Here is an 18,708-nt window from a genome sequence, read left to right on the forward strand (position 1 = left end):
CATGGCAACCCTTGTTCTCGGCGTCGTTGGCACTGCCGTTGGCGGCAGCATTGGTGGCTCGTTTTTGGGGGTTAGTGCGGCTGCCATCGGTGGATTTATCGGCTCGTCAATTGGTGCCGGCATCGACAGCTGGCTGATTGCGCCGTCCACCCCAAACCAAACATTCGAGGGCGCACGTCTGGATGCCCTGCGCATCACCTCGTCGACCGAAGGCGCGGTCATCCCGCAATTGTTCGGGCGGATGCGCATCGGCGGCAATATCATCTGGGCCACAGATTTTGTCGAAAGCGTCAACACAACATCCGAGACGATCGGCGGCGGTGGCAAAGGTGGTGGCGGCGGTGGCGGCGGCACCATCACAACAACCGAGTATTTGTATTCAGCCTCTTTCGCCGTCGCTCTTTGCGAAGGACCAATTACGGGGATCGGGCGCATCTGGGCTGATGGCAAGCCGATGGACATGGCGGGTGTCACCTGGCGCTGGTATCCAGGGGATGAGACCCAAGCACCAGATACATTCGTCCGCGCCAAAATGGGCGCCATGACAACACCCGCTTACCGCGGTCTTGCCTATGTGGTGTTCGAGAACCTCGCACTTTCCGCGTACGGCAACCGCCTGCCACAGATCTCTTTTGAGGTGTTCCGCCCCCTCGTCGATCAGGGTTGCGCCGAAGGCATGATCGGTGCCGTTGCGATGATCCCGGCCTCGGGCGAGTTTGCCTATGCCACACAGATCATCCGCAAAACAGATGGCACCACAACGACAGCCGAGAACGCCCATGCGCTGGCAGGTGAGGCTGATTTCGTTGTCTCTGTGGACCGGCTGCGCGCACAAGCGCCTGCAGTCAAAAGTGTATCGCTTGTCGTGTCCTGGTTCGGGACCGACTTGCGCGCTGACCAGTGCCAGCTGCGACCAGGTGTAGAAGTGCGCAACAAGACAACAACACCGCAAAGCTGGAGTGTCAGTGGGACGCTGCGCACTGTCACCGGCTATCTGGTCAGCCAGCAAGCGCCGGGTCGGCCCTCCTATGGTGGTACGCCTGCTGATTTCTCGGTGGTGCAGGCTATTCAGGAGCTCAAAGCCCGCGGGCTTCGTGTCACATTCTATCCGTTTGTCTTGATGGATGTAGCGCCCGGCAATACCCGACCCAATCCTTACAGCGACAATGCCAGCCAGATCGGCCAGCCTGCTTTTCCCTGGCGTGGCCGGATCACGTGTTCGCCTGCACCAGGCTATGCAGGCACCGTCGACAAAACAGCAGCCGCAGCAGCGCAGGTTGCAGAGTTTTTTGGGACAGCGCGTGTCGATCAATTTTTGGTTTCGGGCACCAAGGTGATTTGGCAGGGCGGTTGGGAGTGGGGCTTGCGGCGCATGGTGTTGCATTACGCACTGTTGTGCAAAGCTGCAGGCGGCGTCGACGCCTTCATCATCGGCTCCGAGCTGCGCGGTCTCACACAAATCCGCTCTGCTGCGGGGGTTTATCCGGCCGTGGAGCTGATGCGGGTGCTCGCTGCGGATGTGCGCGCTATTCTCGGGCCCGGCACCAAGATCAGCTATGCCGCCGATTGGTCGGAATATTTCGGGCATCAGCCGCAGGACGGATCAGGCGATCTGGCGTTTCATCTGGACCCGTTCTGGGCCGATCCCAATGTCGATTTCATCGGCATCGATAATTACATGCCGCTGTCGGACTGGCGTGACGGGGCTGACCATCACGATACAGCGCACTGGCCCACCATCTATGACCGCGACTATCTGCAATCGCACATTGCCGGTGGTGAAGGCTATGACTGGTTCTACGCCAATGACGCCGATCGCGCGGAGCAGACACGAACCCCGATCACCGATGGTGCTTATGGCAAGCCTTGGGTGTACCGGTTCAAGGATTTGGCAAGCTGGTGGACGAACCCGCACGTCAACCGGATCGGCGGTGTCGAGAGTGGAACAACTACAGCCTGGGTGCCGCAATCAAAACCCTTCTGGTTCACCGAGTTCGGCTGTCCTGCAATCGACCGTGGTACGAACCAGCCCAATGTCTTTGTCGATGCCAAATCCTCCGAGACCGCCGTGCCGCACCACTCCCGCGGCTGGCGCGATGATGCGATCCAGCGCGCCTATCTGGAAGCCACATTGTCGTACTGGAGTGATCCCACTCACAATCCGGTTTCAGGAATAAATGGCGCGCGCATGGTCAATGTCGCTGAATGCGCCGCCTGGACCTGGGATGCGCGGCCTTATCCGTTCTTTCCGCATCAGGAAAACACCTGGTCCGACGGTGGCAACTGGCGGCTAGGGCATTGGCTGACCGGTCGGCTGGGATCGGTGTCACTGCAAGCGCTGGTCCGTGCCCTGTGTTTGCGCGCAGGCATGCCCGCCGACCAGATCGATGTCAGTGGCCTTTGGGGGGCGGTTGAGGGTTACGTCATCACATCGCTGGAAGCGCCGCGGGCATCGATCACCACGCTGGCGCGGCATTTCGGCTACGATGCGGTGGAGAGCGAGGGCGTGCTGCGGTTCGTGATGCGCGGCGGCAGGCCAGTGACAACGATTTCCTATGACGATTTGGTTGTAACTGGCAGTGCCGATGCCGAACCGTTCGAGCTCACCCGCGCGCAAGAGACCGAACTGCCGCAAGCCCTGAAGTGGCAGCTGGCACGCTCTGACGAGGATTATGATGCTGCCATGGTCGAGGCGCGTCGCATCACAGTGTCCTCAACGCGGATCGCTGCGGATACCTTTCCCTTCGCTGTCCCGCCAGAGGAAGCCGACCGGCGTTGCCGGCGCGCGCTGATGGAGGCTTGGGTCGGACGCGAGACAGCGGCCTTACGTCTGCCGCCCTCGCAGCTCGCCCTCGATCCTGGCGATGTGCTGGCCTTGCAGCATGACAGTAGGCAGATGGACCTGCGCGTGATGTCCATTGCCGATAACGAGGCCCGCAATATCAGCGCGATCACGCAGGACCCTGCGATCTATGACCTTCCGCCCGGGCAGCCGCGGGCCAGCACATTGGCAGCGCCAGTGGTCTTTGGCGGAACACAGGTCGTGTTTCTGGATCTGCCACAGCTCACAGATGCAGATACTGCACACCAACCCCTCATTGCCGCAACGGCGCGTCCATGGCCTGGCACGATTGCTGTCTGGCGCAGCGCATCAGCGGATGCCTTCGCGCTGTTCCAGACGTTCGGCAGCCGCGCGCGGATTGGCACATTGCTTGAAAGCTTTAGTACAGGGACGGTGTCGCGCTTCGATCTGGGCAATGCGCTAGTGGTGGATATGGGCAGCAGCGCACTGGAGAGTGTGACGGACCTCGCCCTGTTTGGCGGCGCCAACGCGTTTGCCGTCGAGAGTGCGCTGGGAACATGGGAGATCGTGCAGGCCGGCCGGGCAGAGCTGATCGGCACAGGACGGTATCGCCTCACTCGGTTGTTACGCGGCCAGCGCGGCACGGAACATGCGATGGCCACCATGGTACCCGCCGGCTCGCGCGTGGTTGTGCTGGATGCAGCCTTAGCACGCATGCCTGTTGCGCAATCCGACCTTGGTCTGCCGTGGAACTGGCGGATCGGGCCGGCCTCCCTGCCCTTCACCGATGACAGCTATGTGGACCAAAGCTTCACACCAGCAGGTGTCGGGCTGCGGCCGTTTGCGGTGGCGCATGTGGCGCAGCCCCGCATGACCGGGCGCATTCCCGGCGATCTGATCCTCCGCTGGACGCGGCGCGACCGCGCGCTTGTCGCCGACAGCTGGGCCGCCGTCGAGGTACCGCAATCCGAGGCGATCGAGGCCTATGAGGTCGATATCATCGACGGGGTAACGGTGAAGCGGGTGCTCGCGACAGGCACGACCAGCGTGGTTTATGCCTCTGCAGATCAGGTTGCGGATTTCGGCAGGCTGCTCGGGCCGGGCGATACGCTCACCATTCGCATTGCCCAGTTGTCTGCACTGCTGGGACGCGGGGTAATGCGCGCTGTCACGCTGCATTTCTGACAAACGTTCGCCCCGCCCTCTGCGGCAACCGGCGCATCCGATCATCCCTACTTCACCCTACATTTTGAGGATCCACCATGTCGGACACCACGACCAACCTGCTTTTGCCATTCATCATGGCAGCGCAGGCCCAAAAGCATGTCACCCATAACGAAGCCCTGCGCCTGCTCGATGGCATCGTTCAACTCGCCGTGCAGGACAAGGATCTGGCCGCTCCGCCTGCGCTTCCGGCAGAAGACGGTGCCCGCTATATCGTGGCGCCCGGTGCGACAGGCCTCTGGGCAGGCTGGGACAGCGATGTCGCCCTCTGGGTCGATGGCGCCTGGATGCGGCTGCCCGCACAGCCCGGTTGGCAGGCATGGGTCGTCGATGAACAGGCGCTTTATGTGCGGACAACGGCCGGGTGGATGTCGCTGTTGCGGGGGGATTTCGTCACACTGGCGCAAAGTCCGTACGGTGACAGCACCAGTGTCGGGGTGCTGGAAGAAACGGTGTCCGGTCTGGCCGGGTCAGCGCGCGAAACAACGATCCGGATCCCGGATCGCGCCATCGTCTTTGGCGTCTCCTGTCGGGTTGTGACCGCGATCACCGGTGCTGCATCCTATGATTGCGGGATTGCAGGTGAGCCAGACAAGTTCGGGGCAGCGCTGGGCATAGCGGCTGGCAGCAGCAATGCCGGTGTCATCGGACCGCAGGCGTTCTATGCCGACACGCCCATCGTCCTGACTGCCAATGGCGGTGCATTCACCGGCGGCGCTGTGCGCATTTCCGTGCATTACATGACCCTTGGCACCCCGAACTGATGGCGCACGCCGCACATGACATCACCACACAGACGAAAGACAGGAGGCACAACCGGATGCCAAGTTGGGAAACAGTGCAGGAGGTCTGGCCGCTCCTGCTCGGCATTGCCGCCCTTTGGGCCAGGATAGAGGTCGGCGTGAGCAAGAGCCGTGAACAAGGCAATGCCAACGGACGCGATATCGCCAAGCTGGAAGCCAAGGTCGATATCCAGACCACCTCCGTTGCCTTGCAAGCCGTCCAGCTCGGCCGCATCGAAGAAGGCCTGATCGGCATCGGCAAAACCCTCGGCCGACTCGATCGCAAAATGGGCGACGCATGACAACAGCCTAGGGCGCCAATCATCGGCGACGACGACGCAGGCGCTAACACCGTGAGGCGGACGCAGACCGCAGCCGCCGGCGATGCATCACATCACCGCTTTAACACTTACCCCACCCGCCAGCAGGCGGGTTTTTTCATGTCTGGAGACTGACCAATGACCACCACATCCTATGCCCATTTCCGCGATGTTCCCAAAGGCGCATGGCGCTGGACCAACTTCTCGCCCGCCGAAATCGCCTGCCGCGGCACTGGCGCCATCAAGATCAACACAGACGCCCTCGACAAGCTGCAGGCGCTGCGCGACCGCCTCGGCAAGCCCCTGATTATCCGGTCGGCCTACCGCAGCCCAAGCCACAACCGCACCGTCGGCGGGGCGGCTTTCTCCAAACATATGGAGGGCACCGCCTTTGATATCGCGATGGCCAATCATGACCCTGCCACGTTCGAGGCGGCAGCACGCTCTGTTGGGTTTCTGGGCATCGGGCACTATCCCCGCTCCGGCTTCATGCACATTGACCTTGGCCCAGCACGCAGCTGGGGCACAAAGTTTCCGCCCCGCGCCGTACCATTCACTCCAGAAGCCCAGCTTGCCCGCGAAGTGCTGGCAGAAAGCCGCACCCTGCGCGGAACCGGCGCCGCCGGTGTCGCAACAATCAGCGCAGCCGGGGTCGAGGTCGCACAAGACATTCTGGCCGAGGCACAAAGCGCGGTCCTGCCGCTTGTGCCCTACCTCGACACGCTGCGTTGGGTCTTTATCGCACTGGCGCTCGCCGGTATCGCCGTGGCCATCCATGCCAGGGTCGACGACTGGAAAAAGGGGCTGCGCTGATGTGGGCCAGTTTGCTGCCTATGCTTTTGGCGAGACCATGGGTGCTGCGGGTGGCGCGTTTCGCTCTCGCAGCGCTGACCATCGCCCTATTCGTTCTCAACCTACGCCAGACGGCCGAGCGCGCAGGCCGCGCTGCCGCACAGATCACCACAATGGAGAAGACCAATGCCGTCCAACGCCAAATGCTCGTTGCAGCCGCCCGCCGCCCTCGCAACCGCGGTGATCTTGTTGACCGCCTGCGCGGGGGCGGGTTTTGATCCAGTGTCCAGCGCTTGCTCGCCCGTAGTCGAATACAGTCGGGCTGAGCAGGCGCAGGTGGCGGAGGAAGTTGCTGCGCTGCCAGACAGGGCGCTTATCACAGAATGGCTGGCGGATTATGCTGTGCTACGCGCACAAGCGCGGGCGTGCGGGCAAAGATAGAACCAAGCATTTGTAACCGGCGCCCCCGTAGTAGGCGGCAACCGCCGACCAGCGTCCACAACTGGGTCCCAGCCTCGCCGTATGGTGAAATGGGCACAATTGTGCCCATTTCGATTAGCCTTCGACATCACAAAGCTTCGCTTATGATTGTCCCGAAGGCGGGAAGCGGACTGTGAAGTTGCGGCAATGCATGCGCAGCAAAGTGCAAAAGCGGCCAGTCGGCACACGAACCGTTATCGACACACCCCGTAAATCCAAGTACACAAAGGTAGCTGGTCCCGGCTTCATCTGGGCAGCAGGCACGGGCAAAAGGCCGCAAGCTTCTTGCCGCCAGAAGCCAACAAACCTCGCATCAAGAATGACTCCACTGGCCGAAGGGCTCGATTTCACCCTGTTTTATTGGGTTTTCGGCATCGAGCCCCCATGCAAGCTTTTAACAAAAAAGCTTGCATGGGGCCGTTCTTACATTGACCACTTCCAGTACTACTCACCGTTCTCCCATGGCGTCCTGAATGGTTTTTACGATTGGGGCGAAGAAATAGCTGATGAGGCGCCGCGTGTCAGTGGTCACGTCAATTGTGGCTGTCATTCCCGGGCGGATTGGAAATTGGTCCCCTCCCGCCTGAATAATGGCTTGGTCAGGTGTGACGCGGACAATAAAGCCCCACTTCCCATCCGTGACCTCTGATGAATCCGCTGCGATATCTGACACGTCACCCCGGACAAATCCGAACCGTTCAGATGGGTATGCGTCGAGTCTAATATTGGCGCGTTGATCAACCTTCATGAATCCGATGTCCTGATTGGAGAAGACCCCTTCAATCTCGACTTCTACGTCTGTTGGAACAATGCGCAGAAGTTCAGCGCCGGCCTCGGTTATGCCGCCAATCGTAAAGACTGCGAGCTGATCGACGATGCCGGAGGCCGGCGCAGTGAGCGTGGTTGCCGTGACACGGCGGCGCGCGGCGCGTTCTTCCTCAGCGAGGGTTGCCAGCCGAGAGTCAATCTGGGCAATCCTGTCCAGCAACGTACTCCGCATATCAGCAAAAAGCCGCCGCCGTTCGCTGTCGAGTGCGGCGCGCTCCGCAACCTTTTGCTGAAGCTCTCTTAGGTAAACATCACGCTCACGCTCAAGTTCTGTAAATGCTTGCTGAACATTGAGAAACGCAGACCGGCTTGTTGCTCCTTGTTGCAAAAGTCGCTCCGAAGAGTTCAGGCGATCTTGCTGTACTTCCAGCGCAGCATTCACACGCGTAATGTTTGCCTCAGTCACATCTTCAGAGCGTCGGTTGGCCGTCTCGCGCGCGTCAATCTGTGCAAGAGATGCCTTTAGGTCGTCAACCTGGGCTAAAAGCAGCGCACGTTGTTCTTGCGTAAACGGGTGGGTCGACAATGCGGAAGGCACCTGAAACTGCTCTGATGCTACGTCTGAATAATCCTGTTGCGATGGATCATGAGACAAGGTCTGCACCATAGCGGTGACGCGGGCCATCTCAATGCGCAACCTATCCTGTTCGGCACTAATGGTGCCAAGAGCAGAAATTGCTTCGGTCGGGTCAAGTTCGATCATAATGTCACCCCTATCAACAGACATGCCATTCTTGATGTGAATGGCTGCGATCCGTCCCAAGAATTCTGATTGTACCACTTGGACACGACCCACCGGGACCACTCTACCTTCACCGCGTGCAACCACCTCAACCTTGAAGACGAACGACATCACGACGATTGCAACGAAAACAGTAATCGTAAACAGAATCGACGCATGCAGAGTTGGCGATGTTATTTTCATTGGCTCGGGAGTGGCTGTCATCGCAGCGCCTCAAAATCGATGATCTGATCAGGGTTTTCAAAGATATCCGGATTGTGGGTGATGATGATCAGTGTTGTCTCTTGCTTGAGCTTTTGCATTTCAAGCGCCATGAGGCGCTGCGCTTCGCCATCAAGAGCGCTGGTCGGCTCGTCGAGGATGATGACCTTTGGCGCTTTGATCAGTGAGCGAGCAATCGCCACCCTTTGGCGCTGTCCCCCGGACAAGGCTGACCCCCGCTCTCCCACATGCGTATCAAGTCCGAGTGGAAGCTGTGCGACGAGTGTTTCCGCCGCCGAAATCCGCAAAGCGCGCGCAATCATTTCATCAGTTGCACCTTCGTCACCCAAGGTGAGGTTTTCGCGCAGCGTGCCGGAAAACAGATAGGGCTCTTGAGGAACATAGGCGATCTTGGTCCGCACGTCATGCGGCTCGAACTGTCCGATATCCTCTCCACCCAACAGCACGACACCGCTATCCGGTACATCGATTCCAGATGCCAGCCGGCCAAATGTTGACTTTCCTACACCCGAGGGCCCTACGATGAGTGTCAACGTCTTGGGATGCGCGGTAAAGCTGAACTGGCGCAGGATCGGGGCAGTCGGGAGATAGGCAAAATCGACTTGCTGGAACGCGAGGCGCGCTTCGACGTCAGGTGGAAGTTTTGGCAAGTCGCCGAAAGGTTCCATCGGTGTGTTTACAACGTCACCGAGGCGTTGACGGGACACCCTGATATTTTGCCAGTTTTCCCAGAGGCTCGCAAAATTCTGGACAGGACCAGTGACGTTCTCAGCCAAAAGGTGAAACGCGATCAATTCACCCAGTGTCATCTGACCGGCGAAGACAAATTGCGCGCCAAAGTAGATGATGCTGATCGTGATGGCCTTGTCGATGATGAACAGCAGCTTGTCGTTCCAGATGTTGAGCAGACCAACACGGTATCCGGCGTTGAGGTTGGCATGGAGCGTCTGATCAAGGCGTTCCAGCATCTTTCCCTCAGCGCTCAGAGCCTTCACGGCCGCAATACCGGAGATGTTTTCGACCATCTGTGTCTGATGTGCCGCTCCGGCATCAAACTGTACCCGCAATCTGCGGCGCAAGAACGGGCCGAAGCCGAAGTAGATCAGAAACTGGATCGGTAGTGCGGCCAGGATAATCAGGGTCAGATCAACGGAAAGCGTGAACAATACGGCAATATAGATGAACACGAACAGCAGATCCAGAAACACGCCCGTCGTTGTACCAACCAGAAAGGCCCTGATTGTGTCAGTTTCGCTGACCCGGGCGATCGTCTCCCCCACAGTCCATTTGCGGAAATGGCTGAAGGGCAGCTTGAACAGATGTTCAAATATCCGAGCACCGAAGTCGCGCGTCACCCGATTGGCGGTCACCATGCCCAGAAGATCAGACAGAACCTCGAAGACCAGCTGGAACAAGCTCACCGCGACAAAGATAGCCACGACGACCATGAGCGATGCTTCGCGCTGAAACGGCAGGATACGGTCAATGATGACTTGAAAAATGAACGGCTCAACTAGCCCGATCAGGCGCAGGCAGATCGCAAGGAACACCAGCTCGATATAGAGCGGGGTGTATTTCCAGAGCGTTTTGCCAAACCATGAAAGTGGGATTTCACCGGCATTTTCATCACGCTGGTCGGTCACGGACAGTCAGCCGCTTCGCGCGGTGTCGTGATGACGCAAGCACCAGGAAAGGCAGCGGCATCAGGGGACACGGCGATAACTAGCAGGGTCTCCGGTGCTGGAAACGCCGCAGTCAGCCGGCTGTTAATGCTGTCATCTGTCACAGCGGCCAACTCTGTTGTCAGTTCCAAAGACCGCCCCACAGAATGGCCGTCCAAAGCGCTTTGCAATTCGGATGTCGCCAGATCGACAACGTATTCGGGCATTTCTTCAAAGTGTTGTTCAAATGACGCTTTGCGTTCGGCAAGCGGTCTTTGCAGGCCTTCTGTGATGAACTCCGCGTAGGCTTCACGCACCACCTTTTCTGCCTGCGCCAGTTTGTCTGTCTCGACCTCGCCAGTCATCGCTAGGATGCGGTGCTCGCGGGTATAATTCGCCATGCCTGCCCCGAAGCCATAAGTCGCCCGTAGTTCGGTCCGGACAGCATTGAAGAGGACGCTTTGGTCGTCACCGCCCAAGGCATGCATCAGGATCAGATCTTCCATTTCACTGCCCTGCCGGGTGGGTGGCACGGGAGCAATAAACCCAAGGGTAGTAACTTCAGTCTCGGGCATGTGTAGTAGGATGCGGCGCGGACTGAAGTCAGGTTCAGCGGTACGCGCAAGCTGACGGGATGCGTCTGGCAAGCCGGACAACAGTGTGTCGAGCGCTGCGCCCGCTTCGGCTGGCGCGATATCACCAGCGATCACAATTGCCTCGGGCGTACTGGTAAAGGTCTCCTGATGCCAGGCGGAGACATCCTCGCGGATCAATGTGGTGAATGTGTCGGGGTCATCCAGTGACAGCGCATTACGAAGCGGCTGATCATGATAGACGGCCCACCGGGCAGAATCGAACCCGGCATGGGCCGGCTGCGACTGTGCCTCGGCCATGTTTTGCGCAAGACCTGTGCTGATCCGATCAAAACACTCCGGATCGAGTGTCGGCGCACGCAGATGCGCATTCGCAATTTCGACTGTTTCTGTGATGTGTTCGGGTGCAAATGTCAGTTCGCCGATGACGTGATCGTTTACGGCATTGTAGATCAACCCTTCGGAATCAAAGTCAGCAAATAGTTCGGCCACTTCCCCCGCCGAATACCCCTCGGCGCCGCCTGCGAGGATTAGCTCTGTCCCGATATATGGCGCGGCTTTGTTTGTGTCGTTGCGATACGGCCAGTCCGTGCCCCAGGCGATCTGGATCGAGACATAATCATGGTCGGGAATGGTGATCAGCGTGTAGGCATGACCCCCATCGCTTGTCTCGCTGGTTGCCGTCGGCACGTCTTCCTTGCAAGCAGAGAGAAGAAAGATTGAAGACACCAAAAGGAGGGAGCGAATGATCATTCGAAAGAATCCTCTGGGCCGATAAAGGCGCTGGCTGTGCGGCCCTGTCCGGCAAGTTGATGCAAAAGCGCATTGGTGGTGGTAAGTGTGAGCTTGCCGTTCAGGCGCTTGAGTTCGCGCTGTGACAGCGGTTCGCGCATGACAGTGACGCGGTCGCGGACATATCCCGCCATCCAGTCGGCTGTCTCCTCACGGTCATCCCAGTCCGGCCAGAACCCCTCGAAGCGGTTCAGCACGCGAGTATACGTCTCTTCGGGGATTTCTGTCATCGCAAGATCGGCAAGTGTTGCTTCAAGAGCGGCTTGCAATGCCGATAGCGTGATGTCCCTATCAGGCGCTGCCCGAAAACCGATCTCGATATGACCCTCGTCAATCGGCCAGACATACACATCAAAGCTGCGGGCCATTGCGCCATCTGATCGCAAAGGTCCGACCAGACCACCTGTAAGGTCGGTATCAAGGATGTCGCGCAACAATGCGGTTTGCGCCTCAAGCAAGTCGAACTGCACCGGTTCAGGTAGCGCAACCACGCGTCGCCAGATCAAACGTGGGGCTGCAGTGGCCTCATGATAGCGAAAACTGGTTTCTGCGACCTCTACCACATTGAACGGCGGCGGTGAGATCTGCGGCCGGTCTGCCTGCATATCCGGCCAGCCAGCCTCGCGCATGGCGCGCCGGACTTGTCGTTCGGTCACATCACCGGTCACGACGATGGTGGAAAGTTCCGGCCGATGCGTTGCTGCATGAAAAACACGTGCCGCGTCATAGTCCAGCGCCATGATCTGTGCCGGCGAACCGATGATGGAAGCAGCGAGGCCGTTGCCCTGATATAGAAACGCATCCAGCGCCTCTGCCGCACGCGCGTCCGTGTTGCCCGACAATCGGTAGTGGTATTCGCGCAGGATGATGTTGCGTTCCTCTGCGGCAAAGGAGGGCGGCAGGTCGATCGAATCAAACACCCGGACCAAGGTTTGCAGCAGATCCGGCAGATCTTCCTTACCGCCCGAAAGCCAATAGCCAACCGCCTGCGAACTGGTCCAAGCATTGGTATGACGGTTCGCAGCGCGCGCAGACCCGCCCACGGCATTCAGCCAGGCAAGGTGTTCGGTGTAGTGGGCTACCCCGGGAGGCGCGGACGTGGATCGAAAAACAACCTCTATCGAAATAGAGGTAGATGAGGGTATTGCGCTTACAAAGACTGGAGTATTGCTAGCATGAGCAAACACCAGTCCGATCCCTGACGTGCAAAGAACAAGAGTAAAAAAAGCGAGGGAAGCTTCCTTGAACTTAAACAAGTGCCCTCGCCCTCACCTTACTTATTCCCACCGCTTATTTTGCTCAATAGCGCATCACAAATGGCAAAAAGTAATACAAAAAACGCAATGTTTATGAACGAGGCGTAAGGATAATCCTCTCCCAGAGGAGAATAAAATCTCGCTAGAGATAAAACAAAAATTAGCACTAGTATGCGCAGGATTATTATTTTCATATTGCCCACCTCAATTGAATTCTTCACCCGATGTCTGTTCGGGTGAAGAACCCAAAAATGCTCTTTAGCGTTGACGTTCAGAGACCACCGCTATCATGCCACCTATGATGCGGGCTCCTGCCTTTGCAGCAGCGCCAGCCATTCCCACGCCGACAGCAGTAGCAAGGTTAGTCGCATCCCTGCCGTTGAATGGGTCGTAACGACCACGACTGTTTCTTGCCGCAGAATTTTGTCTCGCGAATTCGTTTTGGCGGTTTTCTCGGTCACGATCGCGGCGACCGCCGCCTCCACCAAAGCTGACGGTGCTGTCGAGATCAGTAAACGCATTTCTGTAAACAATAGCCATTGTGTCGTCCTTCCTGTCGCGATCAGGGTCTGCTATCCTGACCGCATTGCTGTTTGCCGGGTTTTCCTGCCCGGCGGCTCAATCAGGTGGGGGAAGCTGAACTCTTCCCTCACCCACTTCACGCAACACAACTTCAGCGCGAAATTGTGATTCCGTCAATACCGCAATGAATGCATCGCCGAAATATTCAGGCTGTCGCCGACACAACCCTGATAGGCACAGCACGCTAGTTAATCAGCCGTTCGCCTGGGTCCAGTACGAACGACAGACACTTCGGCTCCCTCACCTTTGGGTAGATGTCTGAACTGACCCCTTTTTTGACAAGACACTTGGGCTTAACCTATAAGTCCTATTTATTGGGCTGAGCACGCCCTTACATCTGATAGATAAGTCATTAAGGATGGCGGCCGACGCGGCCGCTTGCACCCGATCACCTGAGGCAGATAGCCGGTTAGCAGCTCGGACCACACCATCTACAGCGTTCAGCCAAGCGAGGTGTTCGGTGTTGTGAGCGAAAGGACCCTCACCAGAAGTATGATCATTATGGCATCGATACGGGTCGTTGGTCTGTCTAGTGTAAGATTAATAAACGCACCGGGGTGGACGTCAGCCAAGACGGTCGTCCTGGTTGTCAAAAACAAGCTCGCTGCCACTATAAAAGATACCGCTGCGCAGCGAGGCATTAAGCGTGATTTCATCACTATTGTCTCTGATTACGCACTGACTTTTTCCAAACACATCGCTTTCAGCTAGGCGCAACGAAATAAATCTTTGTTGTAGGCCTGTTCTTCGGCTGTTCCTCCAAATTTTTTAGCTTCTTTTACTTAGATACATGTTGGTAAGAGTAACGGTAACTCCCGCGCCTAACCCTGCAAGAAGACTTCCCACAACATCATTTGCTCCCAAGAAACTTGATGATCTAAGGGCAAAAAAAGCTATGATCGATGCGATCAATAGAGTTATTGTTGTTTTCATGATACTTTCCACTTTTAGTAATTGGGACGACAAAGCGCCCCAATTATTAGGCTTAATTGTTCGAAATATAGTCCCCGATGGTTGCAACTGCAGCAGCAGCAGCCCCTAGGGGGCCACCAGTGATCGCACCGGCAACAAAGGCTGTTGCAGGTCCAATAGCTGATTTAATGCCGCCGTGGTCATACATGTGGCCACCGTCCTTGTAGCTACCATGTATAGAGTTGGGTGAAGCGCCATAAGAAGGTTTGCTGCTGGATGATGAGCTCTTCGGCTTCGGCTTCTTCTTCTTACTACCGCCGCCGCCAAAACTGACGGTGCTGTTGAGATCCGTAAACGCCGTGTTCTGAACGTTTGACATTTTCGTGTCGTCCTTCCTGTCGCGGTCGGGGTCTGTTATCCTCTCCGCATTGCTGTTTGCCGGGGTTTTCTGCCCAGCGGCTCAATCGGGTGAGGAAAGCTGAACTCTTTCCTCACCCACTTCGCGCAACACAACTTCAGCGCGAAATTGTGATTCCGTCAATACCTCCAGAAGTGGCTAACAGACATATTGGGGCTGTCGCCTGCATAAACCTGATGGAACCAACCCGCCGGCTGCACGATAAGCTCACCCGGGTTCAACGTAACCGAAAGGCACTTCGCCTCTTTAGCCTTTGGGTATATGCTGTAATCTGGCGCTTCGGGTTTGAACCAGCATGGTTGATAGTTGTTGTAGCTTTTCATCGGGTAGATCAGGTCCTCTTGATCCGCCGAATAAAGATCGAGCCGCTTGCGCCCGATCACTTGAAGCAGAAAGCCGGTCAGCGGGTCGCGGTGCAGGCTTGATGTAGGGATATGCGTCGGCACCGCGCCCAGCCACAACTGCGGCGGGATGAAATCTTCCCGGTCAAAGAACAGCGGGCCAAAGTCCGCCCACATTTCTTCCGGCAGATTGGCCCCCTCGGTGTAGGGCTTCACAAAACCCTCGATCATATCGTCGTAGGGGTTCGCCTCGAAGGCTTTCAGCTCGTCAACAAACTCCGCCATGGTTTGGCGCTGGGTGGCTGACCGGACCCGCACGACAGCATCGCCGTAACGTTCTGCCAGCTTATCGATCGACCAGTCCCTGCAGGGCGGTGACGGCTCAAGCCCTGTAATAACGACGGGACGGCTTTCCGCCATGACCTCGAGGATCTGCCGCTGTGTCGGCTGATGCAGGTATTCGATCTGCGTCAGGTTGCGATATCCTTTGGCAGCATGAAGCCGTCCGGCTTTGCGGAACCGCGCCAAGGTCCAGTTGCTCGGTCGGATGCAGGACTTGGCAAGATGATTTGCGAAAGCGAGGTTGCCGGTGAAGGCGACTGTCCCGATGACGTCCGGGTCGCGCCAGTCAAGGATCTCGAATTCGTTAAATATCCGGTGGATCGTCGCGATCGGGATAGTGACCTGCGTATCCGTGTCACGGTCCAAGTTGTCACGTTCAATCAGCAACGCGTCGTCATACCGCGCGATAAAGCTTTGCTCTGGGAGTTCAGGGATCGTGATGCGGACCGTGCCGCGAATGCCCTCAGGGTTTTCGAAACCTGTTTGCAACAAGTCGGCGAAGCCCTCGATGGCGGCTATGTCACTTTCGAACGCAGATGCCGGGTATGCGACGTTCATGCAAAGGCCTCCTCTTTTGCCTTGCGCAGATTGACCCCGGTCCAACGATTGACGCGGCGCACAGACCCGTCCCGGTTTCGGCGCAGGCTCGTGGCCACCTGATCTGGAAAGATGTTGTGTGTCATGTCGTGCAAAACTTCGCGGATGTTGTCGTAGGGGGTGATCCAGTCATTGAAGAACAGTCGGTCGCCACACTCCCACTCATCTTCAGTCAGGGCGCGGCCTGTCGCGTGGATATCGCATTCGACCTCTTCAGAAAGCCAGGCCCAAGTGACCATGGCCGTCGGAACCCCTTCAGCTGTAAGGTAAAATCTGCATTGTCCGGACCAGAGCGCGGGTAAGATTTCCACGCGGAAATAATCGCCAAACGCGAACTGGCGGTGGTATTCCGCCTGCGCCAAGAGTTCGAGCGCATAGCCGACGCTGGCGTAATAGTCGACCCTCACCATGCCAGCTGTTCCTGTCTTGCACTGCGGACATGCCGTGCGGTGACAGCCTCTGCATGACCCAAATGGACTTCCAACGCTTGCTGCAGTAAAAGGTGATCGCCAAACGGTGCGGCCTGCCGTGTAATCGTGACCGCACCGGCACCTGCAGGTTTCGTCCAAGTCGCATATGCGACCGGCTTGCGATCATCATTTAATGCGATGAACGCTGTACTATTCCGAAGGTGCTCAAGCAGCCCGCTATAGTAATCTTCGATCCGTTTTTCTGACTCACCTTGCCAATAATCGATATCGAGCAGCGCCATCGCACCGAGACTGCGGTAAGCGTCAATCGTGGGTTGGGACATATCGAGTGCCGTCATTGGTGGCAGATAGATTGCGAGATCACCAGCCATATTTGCCATGCACTCGATCGGCAGATGCTGCATGCCGAGGCGGCCGGATGAGAATAGGTCACGATACCAATCGCCGGCTCCGCGTCGGTGCAGCTGAACAGCTGCAAGGCGCGCCAGAGGATAGTTCAAGCGATACTGATAAGGTGTTTCTGGGTCATTCAGAGCGTCGGAAAGCGCGTCCAGATCGCTACCAAGGTAACGTTCGTTTTCTGCATGCCAGACATTTGAAAGCGCGGCGTTTAGATTTGGTGCCTGTTCGCGGCAGTATGCAATCAGTGCCAGTTCTCCCAGAAATGCGCAAACCTCACGGGCTACCGGTGGCATAGGTTCGTGGTCCGACATCATGATCTGAAGCGCATGTGCGACCTCATGTGCAAGACATATCAGGTCATCAGCGCGTCCATCCCACTCCATCCTGATGACAGGCGCGCGCTCAGGACCAAGATCTTCCGTATGTGGAAGTTCTTCCCCACAAGAGAAGCCAGCGAACTCAACTCGCGCAAGCAGCTCCGTGACCTCACCTAAACCACCAAACAAAGTTGAGAAAGCGGGAACGACATATGCCTGCAGGTTATAATCCAGCTCTCCATAAAGAGCTGCGTGCTGGTCACCACCATAAGTCTCAGCCTCTTCGCGAAAAAAAGGAGCGTGAACCAAGCTATTTGCACCGTTTGCAGCAATGATATCAGCAATGGTCGAGGTACTTAGAGAGTGAGCTCTCTTCCAATCATCGATGCTAAACATACACCCCTCACAGGTTGAACTTGGCACAATATATCACCCCTTTAGATTGCATATGGATGAATTTTGTGTGATCTGAGTCAAGCCATAAAAGCTTTGAAAAAGATATTTTTCACGAGGCACCACTTATGCGAGCTTTCAACCATAAGCGTGTATAAAAATGCTATTGGCTAGAGCGCCGCTGCGCGGCCGGATGCTGCGCGATGCTCAAGTGACCGCTTTGACGACTGCCGCCAAACTGACTGAAAATCCGCAAAGGGCCCTTCGCGTACGTTGGTGGATGCCTACAGGTCGGAGCATATTATCAGTGTCGAGCTTCAACGCACAACGCCAGAGTGGCGTCTTGGCGATATGGCATAGCTGGTTACCCAGGGTTTTATCGCGAGTCTCGGTCAGAAGGCCTGCCCATTCGACTGGCCGCAGGACGCAGGACGAGAATGCTGCCATTTCCCACCAGCCGACCGTATCCCAATCCTTCGGCTCACAATTGAAGGCATTGAACAAGACAGCTTGTCAATCGGCACCCAATATTGGTTCTGACGCAGATTTGGTGCAGCTGCGGCATGCCTACGCTACATTTCGGCAGTCTTTGAAGGAGGTTGCCGATGGCGTCATGGTTTTCGCGAAAGGATTTTCTGCCCGCAGGTCTCAAGGCCGAACAGGTTGAACTGGCTGGGAACACAATCCGGGTTCAATCCCGGTCCGCAAAAGCCGCTGCGGCCTGTCCGCGCTGTGGCACGGTTTCAAACCATGTCCACCGCAGATATAGGCGCCGCCCAGCCGATCTACCCGCGCATGACCGAAAGGTAGAACTAATCTTGTTGGTCCGGCGATTTCGATGCCGGGCCATGCATTGCCCAACCGGAGTTTTCGCCGAGCGGTTTCCACCTGCTGTGACCCGGCCACATGCGCGGCGCACGTCACGCCTGCAAGGGGTGGTCCGCTATCTAGGTCTCGCTCTCGGCGGACGTCCTGCACAATCGCTTGCTGAACGGCTCGGACTGCCCGTGAGTAAAGATACCTTCCTGCGCAGCGTTCGCGTGGGGCCGGGGTCAAGACCAGTGAGCCCCGCATCATCGGCATCGACGACTGGGCATGGAGCAAAGGCCAGAGATACGGCACATTGATTTGCGATCTTGAGCGGCGACGGGTTATCGACCTGCTGCCGGATCGAGAACCCGCCACTGTCGAAGCATGGCTGCGTGCCCACCCTGAGATCGAGATCGTCGCCCGTGACCGAAACGGCGGCTACGGTGGCGCTGTCTCTCGCGCCTTACCTCGGGCTGTTCAAGTTGCTGATCGCTGGCATCTTCTGGAGAATGCGAGCGCGGTCTTCCTGGCTGCAGTGCAGCGGAGCATGCCCGCTATCCGCAAGGCAATCGGGGTGGAGACACTTGATCCAAAGCTTCTAACAGCAGCTGAGAAGCTGCAATACGAGGGATATCAGCGCCGCCAACAGACTAATCGCATGGTTCGCC

16 protein-coding genes are annotated in these 18,708 nt (G+C 57.4%); 7 read left to right on the forward strand and 9 right to left on the reverse strand.

The window, feature by feature from the left end:
• The first annotated feature begins 1 nt into the window (after nt 1).
• From VOY09_RS17280 to VOY09_RS17300, 5 genes are all read left to right on the forward strand, one after another.
• Complete coding sequence (locus VOY09_RS17280; protein ID WP_322895733.1) at nt 2-3,988, forward strand: baseplate multidomain protein megatron; 3,987 nt, start codon at nt 2-4, stop codon at nt 3,986-3,988.
• Nucleotides 3,989-4,065: 77 nt separating this feature from the next.
• A complete protein-coding gene (locus VOY09_RS17285; RefSeq protein WP_322895735.1) occupies nt 4,066-4,791 on the forward strand; it encodes a DUF2793 domain-containing protein in 726 nt (241 codons plus the stop codon).
• Nucleotides 4,792-4,847: 56 nt separating this feature from the next.
• Nucleotides 4,848-5,111, forward strand: a complete 264-nt coding sequence (locus VOY09_RS17290) for a hypothetical protein (RefSeq protein ID WP_322895737.1) — start codon at nt 4,848-4,850, stop codon at nt 5,109-5,111.
• Between the two features lie 156 nt (nt 5,112-5,267).
• Entirely contained in the window at nt 5,268-5,942 is a 675-nt protein-coding gene (locus VOY09_RS17295; protein WP_322895739.1) for a YcbK family protein, read from the forward strand.
• Nucleotides 5,942-6,199 carry a hypothetical protein gene (locus VOY09_RS17300; RefSeq protein ID WP_322895741.1) on the forward strand — a complete coding sequence of 86 codons (258 nt, stop codon included), beginning with the start codon at nt 5,942-5,944 and terminating at the stop codon, nt 6,197-6,199. The genes VOY09_RS17295 and VOY09_RS17300 overlap by 1 nt, the downstream gene beginning before the upstream one ends.
• 650 nt (nt 6,200-6,849) lie before the next feature.
• Here VOY09_RS17300 and VOY09_RS17305 read toward each other — a convergent pair.
• The 9 genes from VOY09_RS17305 to VOY09_RS17345 form a co-directional block, all read right to left on the reverse strand.
• Nucleotides 6,850-8,175, reverse strand: a complete 1,326-nt coding sequence (locus VOY09_RS17305; RefSeq protein WP_322895743.1) for an HlyD family type I secretion periplasmic adaptor subunit — start codon at nt 8,173-8,175, stop codon at nt 6,850-6,852.
• Nucleotides 8,172-9,836: a peptidase domain-containing ABC transporter gene (locus VOY09_RS17310; protein ID WP_322895744.1), complete on the reverse strand. Its 1,665-nt coding sequence runs from the start codon at nt 9,834-9,836 to the stop codon at nt 8,172-8,174. Before VOY09_RS17310 ends, VOY09_RS17305 begins: the two co-directional genes overlap by 4 nt.
• Entirely contained in the window at nt 9,833-11,137 is a 1,305-nt protein-coding gene (locus tag VOY09_RS17315; RefSeq protein WP_322895746.1) for a M16 family metallopeptidase, read from the reverse strand. Before VOY09_RS17315 ends, VOY09_RS17310 begins: the two co-directional genes overlap by 4 nt.
• Before the next feature lie 59 nt (nt 11,138-11,196).
• Nucleotides 11,197-12,495, reverse strand: a complete 1,299-nt coding sequence (locus tag VOY09_RS17320) for a M16 family metallopeptidase (protein WP_322895747.1) — start codon at nt 12,493-12,495, stop codon at nt 11,197-11,199.
• A 258-nt stretch (nt 12,496-12,753) separates the two neighbouring features.
• Nucleotides 12,754-13,035, reverse strand: a complete 282-nt coding sequence (locus tag VOY09_RS17325) for a hypothetical protein (RefSeq protein WP_322895749.1) — start codon at nt 13,033-13,035, stop codon at nt 12,754-12,756.
• A 1,027-nt stretch (nt 13,036-14,062) separates the two neighbouring features.
• A complete protein-coding gene (locus VOY09_RS17330; protein WP_322895751.1) occupies nt 14,063-14,368 on the reverse strand; it encodes a hypothetical protein in 306 nt (101 codons plus the stop codon).
• Nucleotides 14,369-14,526: 158 nt separating this feature from the next.
• The gene (locus VOY09_RS17335; protein WP_322895753.1) at nt 14,527-15,648 is read right to left on the reverse strand and encodes a cupin-like domain-containing protein; all 1,122 of its coding nucleotides are present in this window, start codon (nt 15,646-15,648) and stop codon (nt 14,527-14,529) included.
• Nucleotides 15,645-16,097, reverse strand: a complete 453-nt coding sequence (locus tag VOY09_RS17340; protein ID WP_322895755.1) for a toxin-activating lysine-acyltransferase — start codon at nt 16,095-16,097, stop codon at nt 15,645-15,647. Before VOY09_RS17340 ends, VOY09_RS17335 begins: the two co-directional genes overlap by 4 nt.
• Nucleotides 16,091-17,233, reverse strand: a complete 1,143-nt coding sequence (locus VOY09_RS17345) for a hypothetical protein (protein WP_322895757.1) — start codon at nt 17,231-17,233, stop codon at nt 16,091-16,093. The genes VOY09_RS17340 and VOY09_RS17345 overlap by 7 nt, the downstream gene beginning before the upstream one ends.
• Nucleotides 17,234-17,835: 602 nt before the next feature.
• Here VOY09_RS17345 and VOY09_RS17350 point away from each other — a divergent pair.
• A complete protein-coding gene (locus VOY09_RS17350; protein WP_323811298.1) occupies nt 17,836-18,357 on the forward strand; it encodes a transposase family protein in 522 nt (173 codons plus the stop codon).
• Nucleotides 18,354-18,708: transposase (locus VOY09_RS17355; RefSeq protein WP_323811299.1), on the forward strand; the 355-nt coding region annotated here is incomplete at its 3' end. The genes VOY09_RS17350 and VOY09_RS17355, both read left to right, overlap by 4 nt.

It is taken from the genome of Yoonia sp. 67-2 (assembly GCF_035117555.1).
Lineage (GTDB): Bacteria > Pseudomonadota > Alphaproteobacteria > Rhodobacterales > Rhodobacteraceae > Yoonia.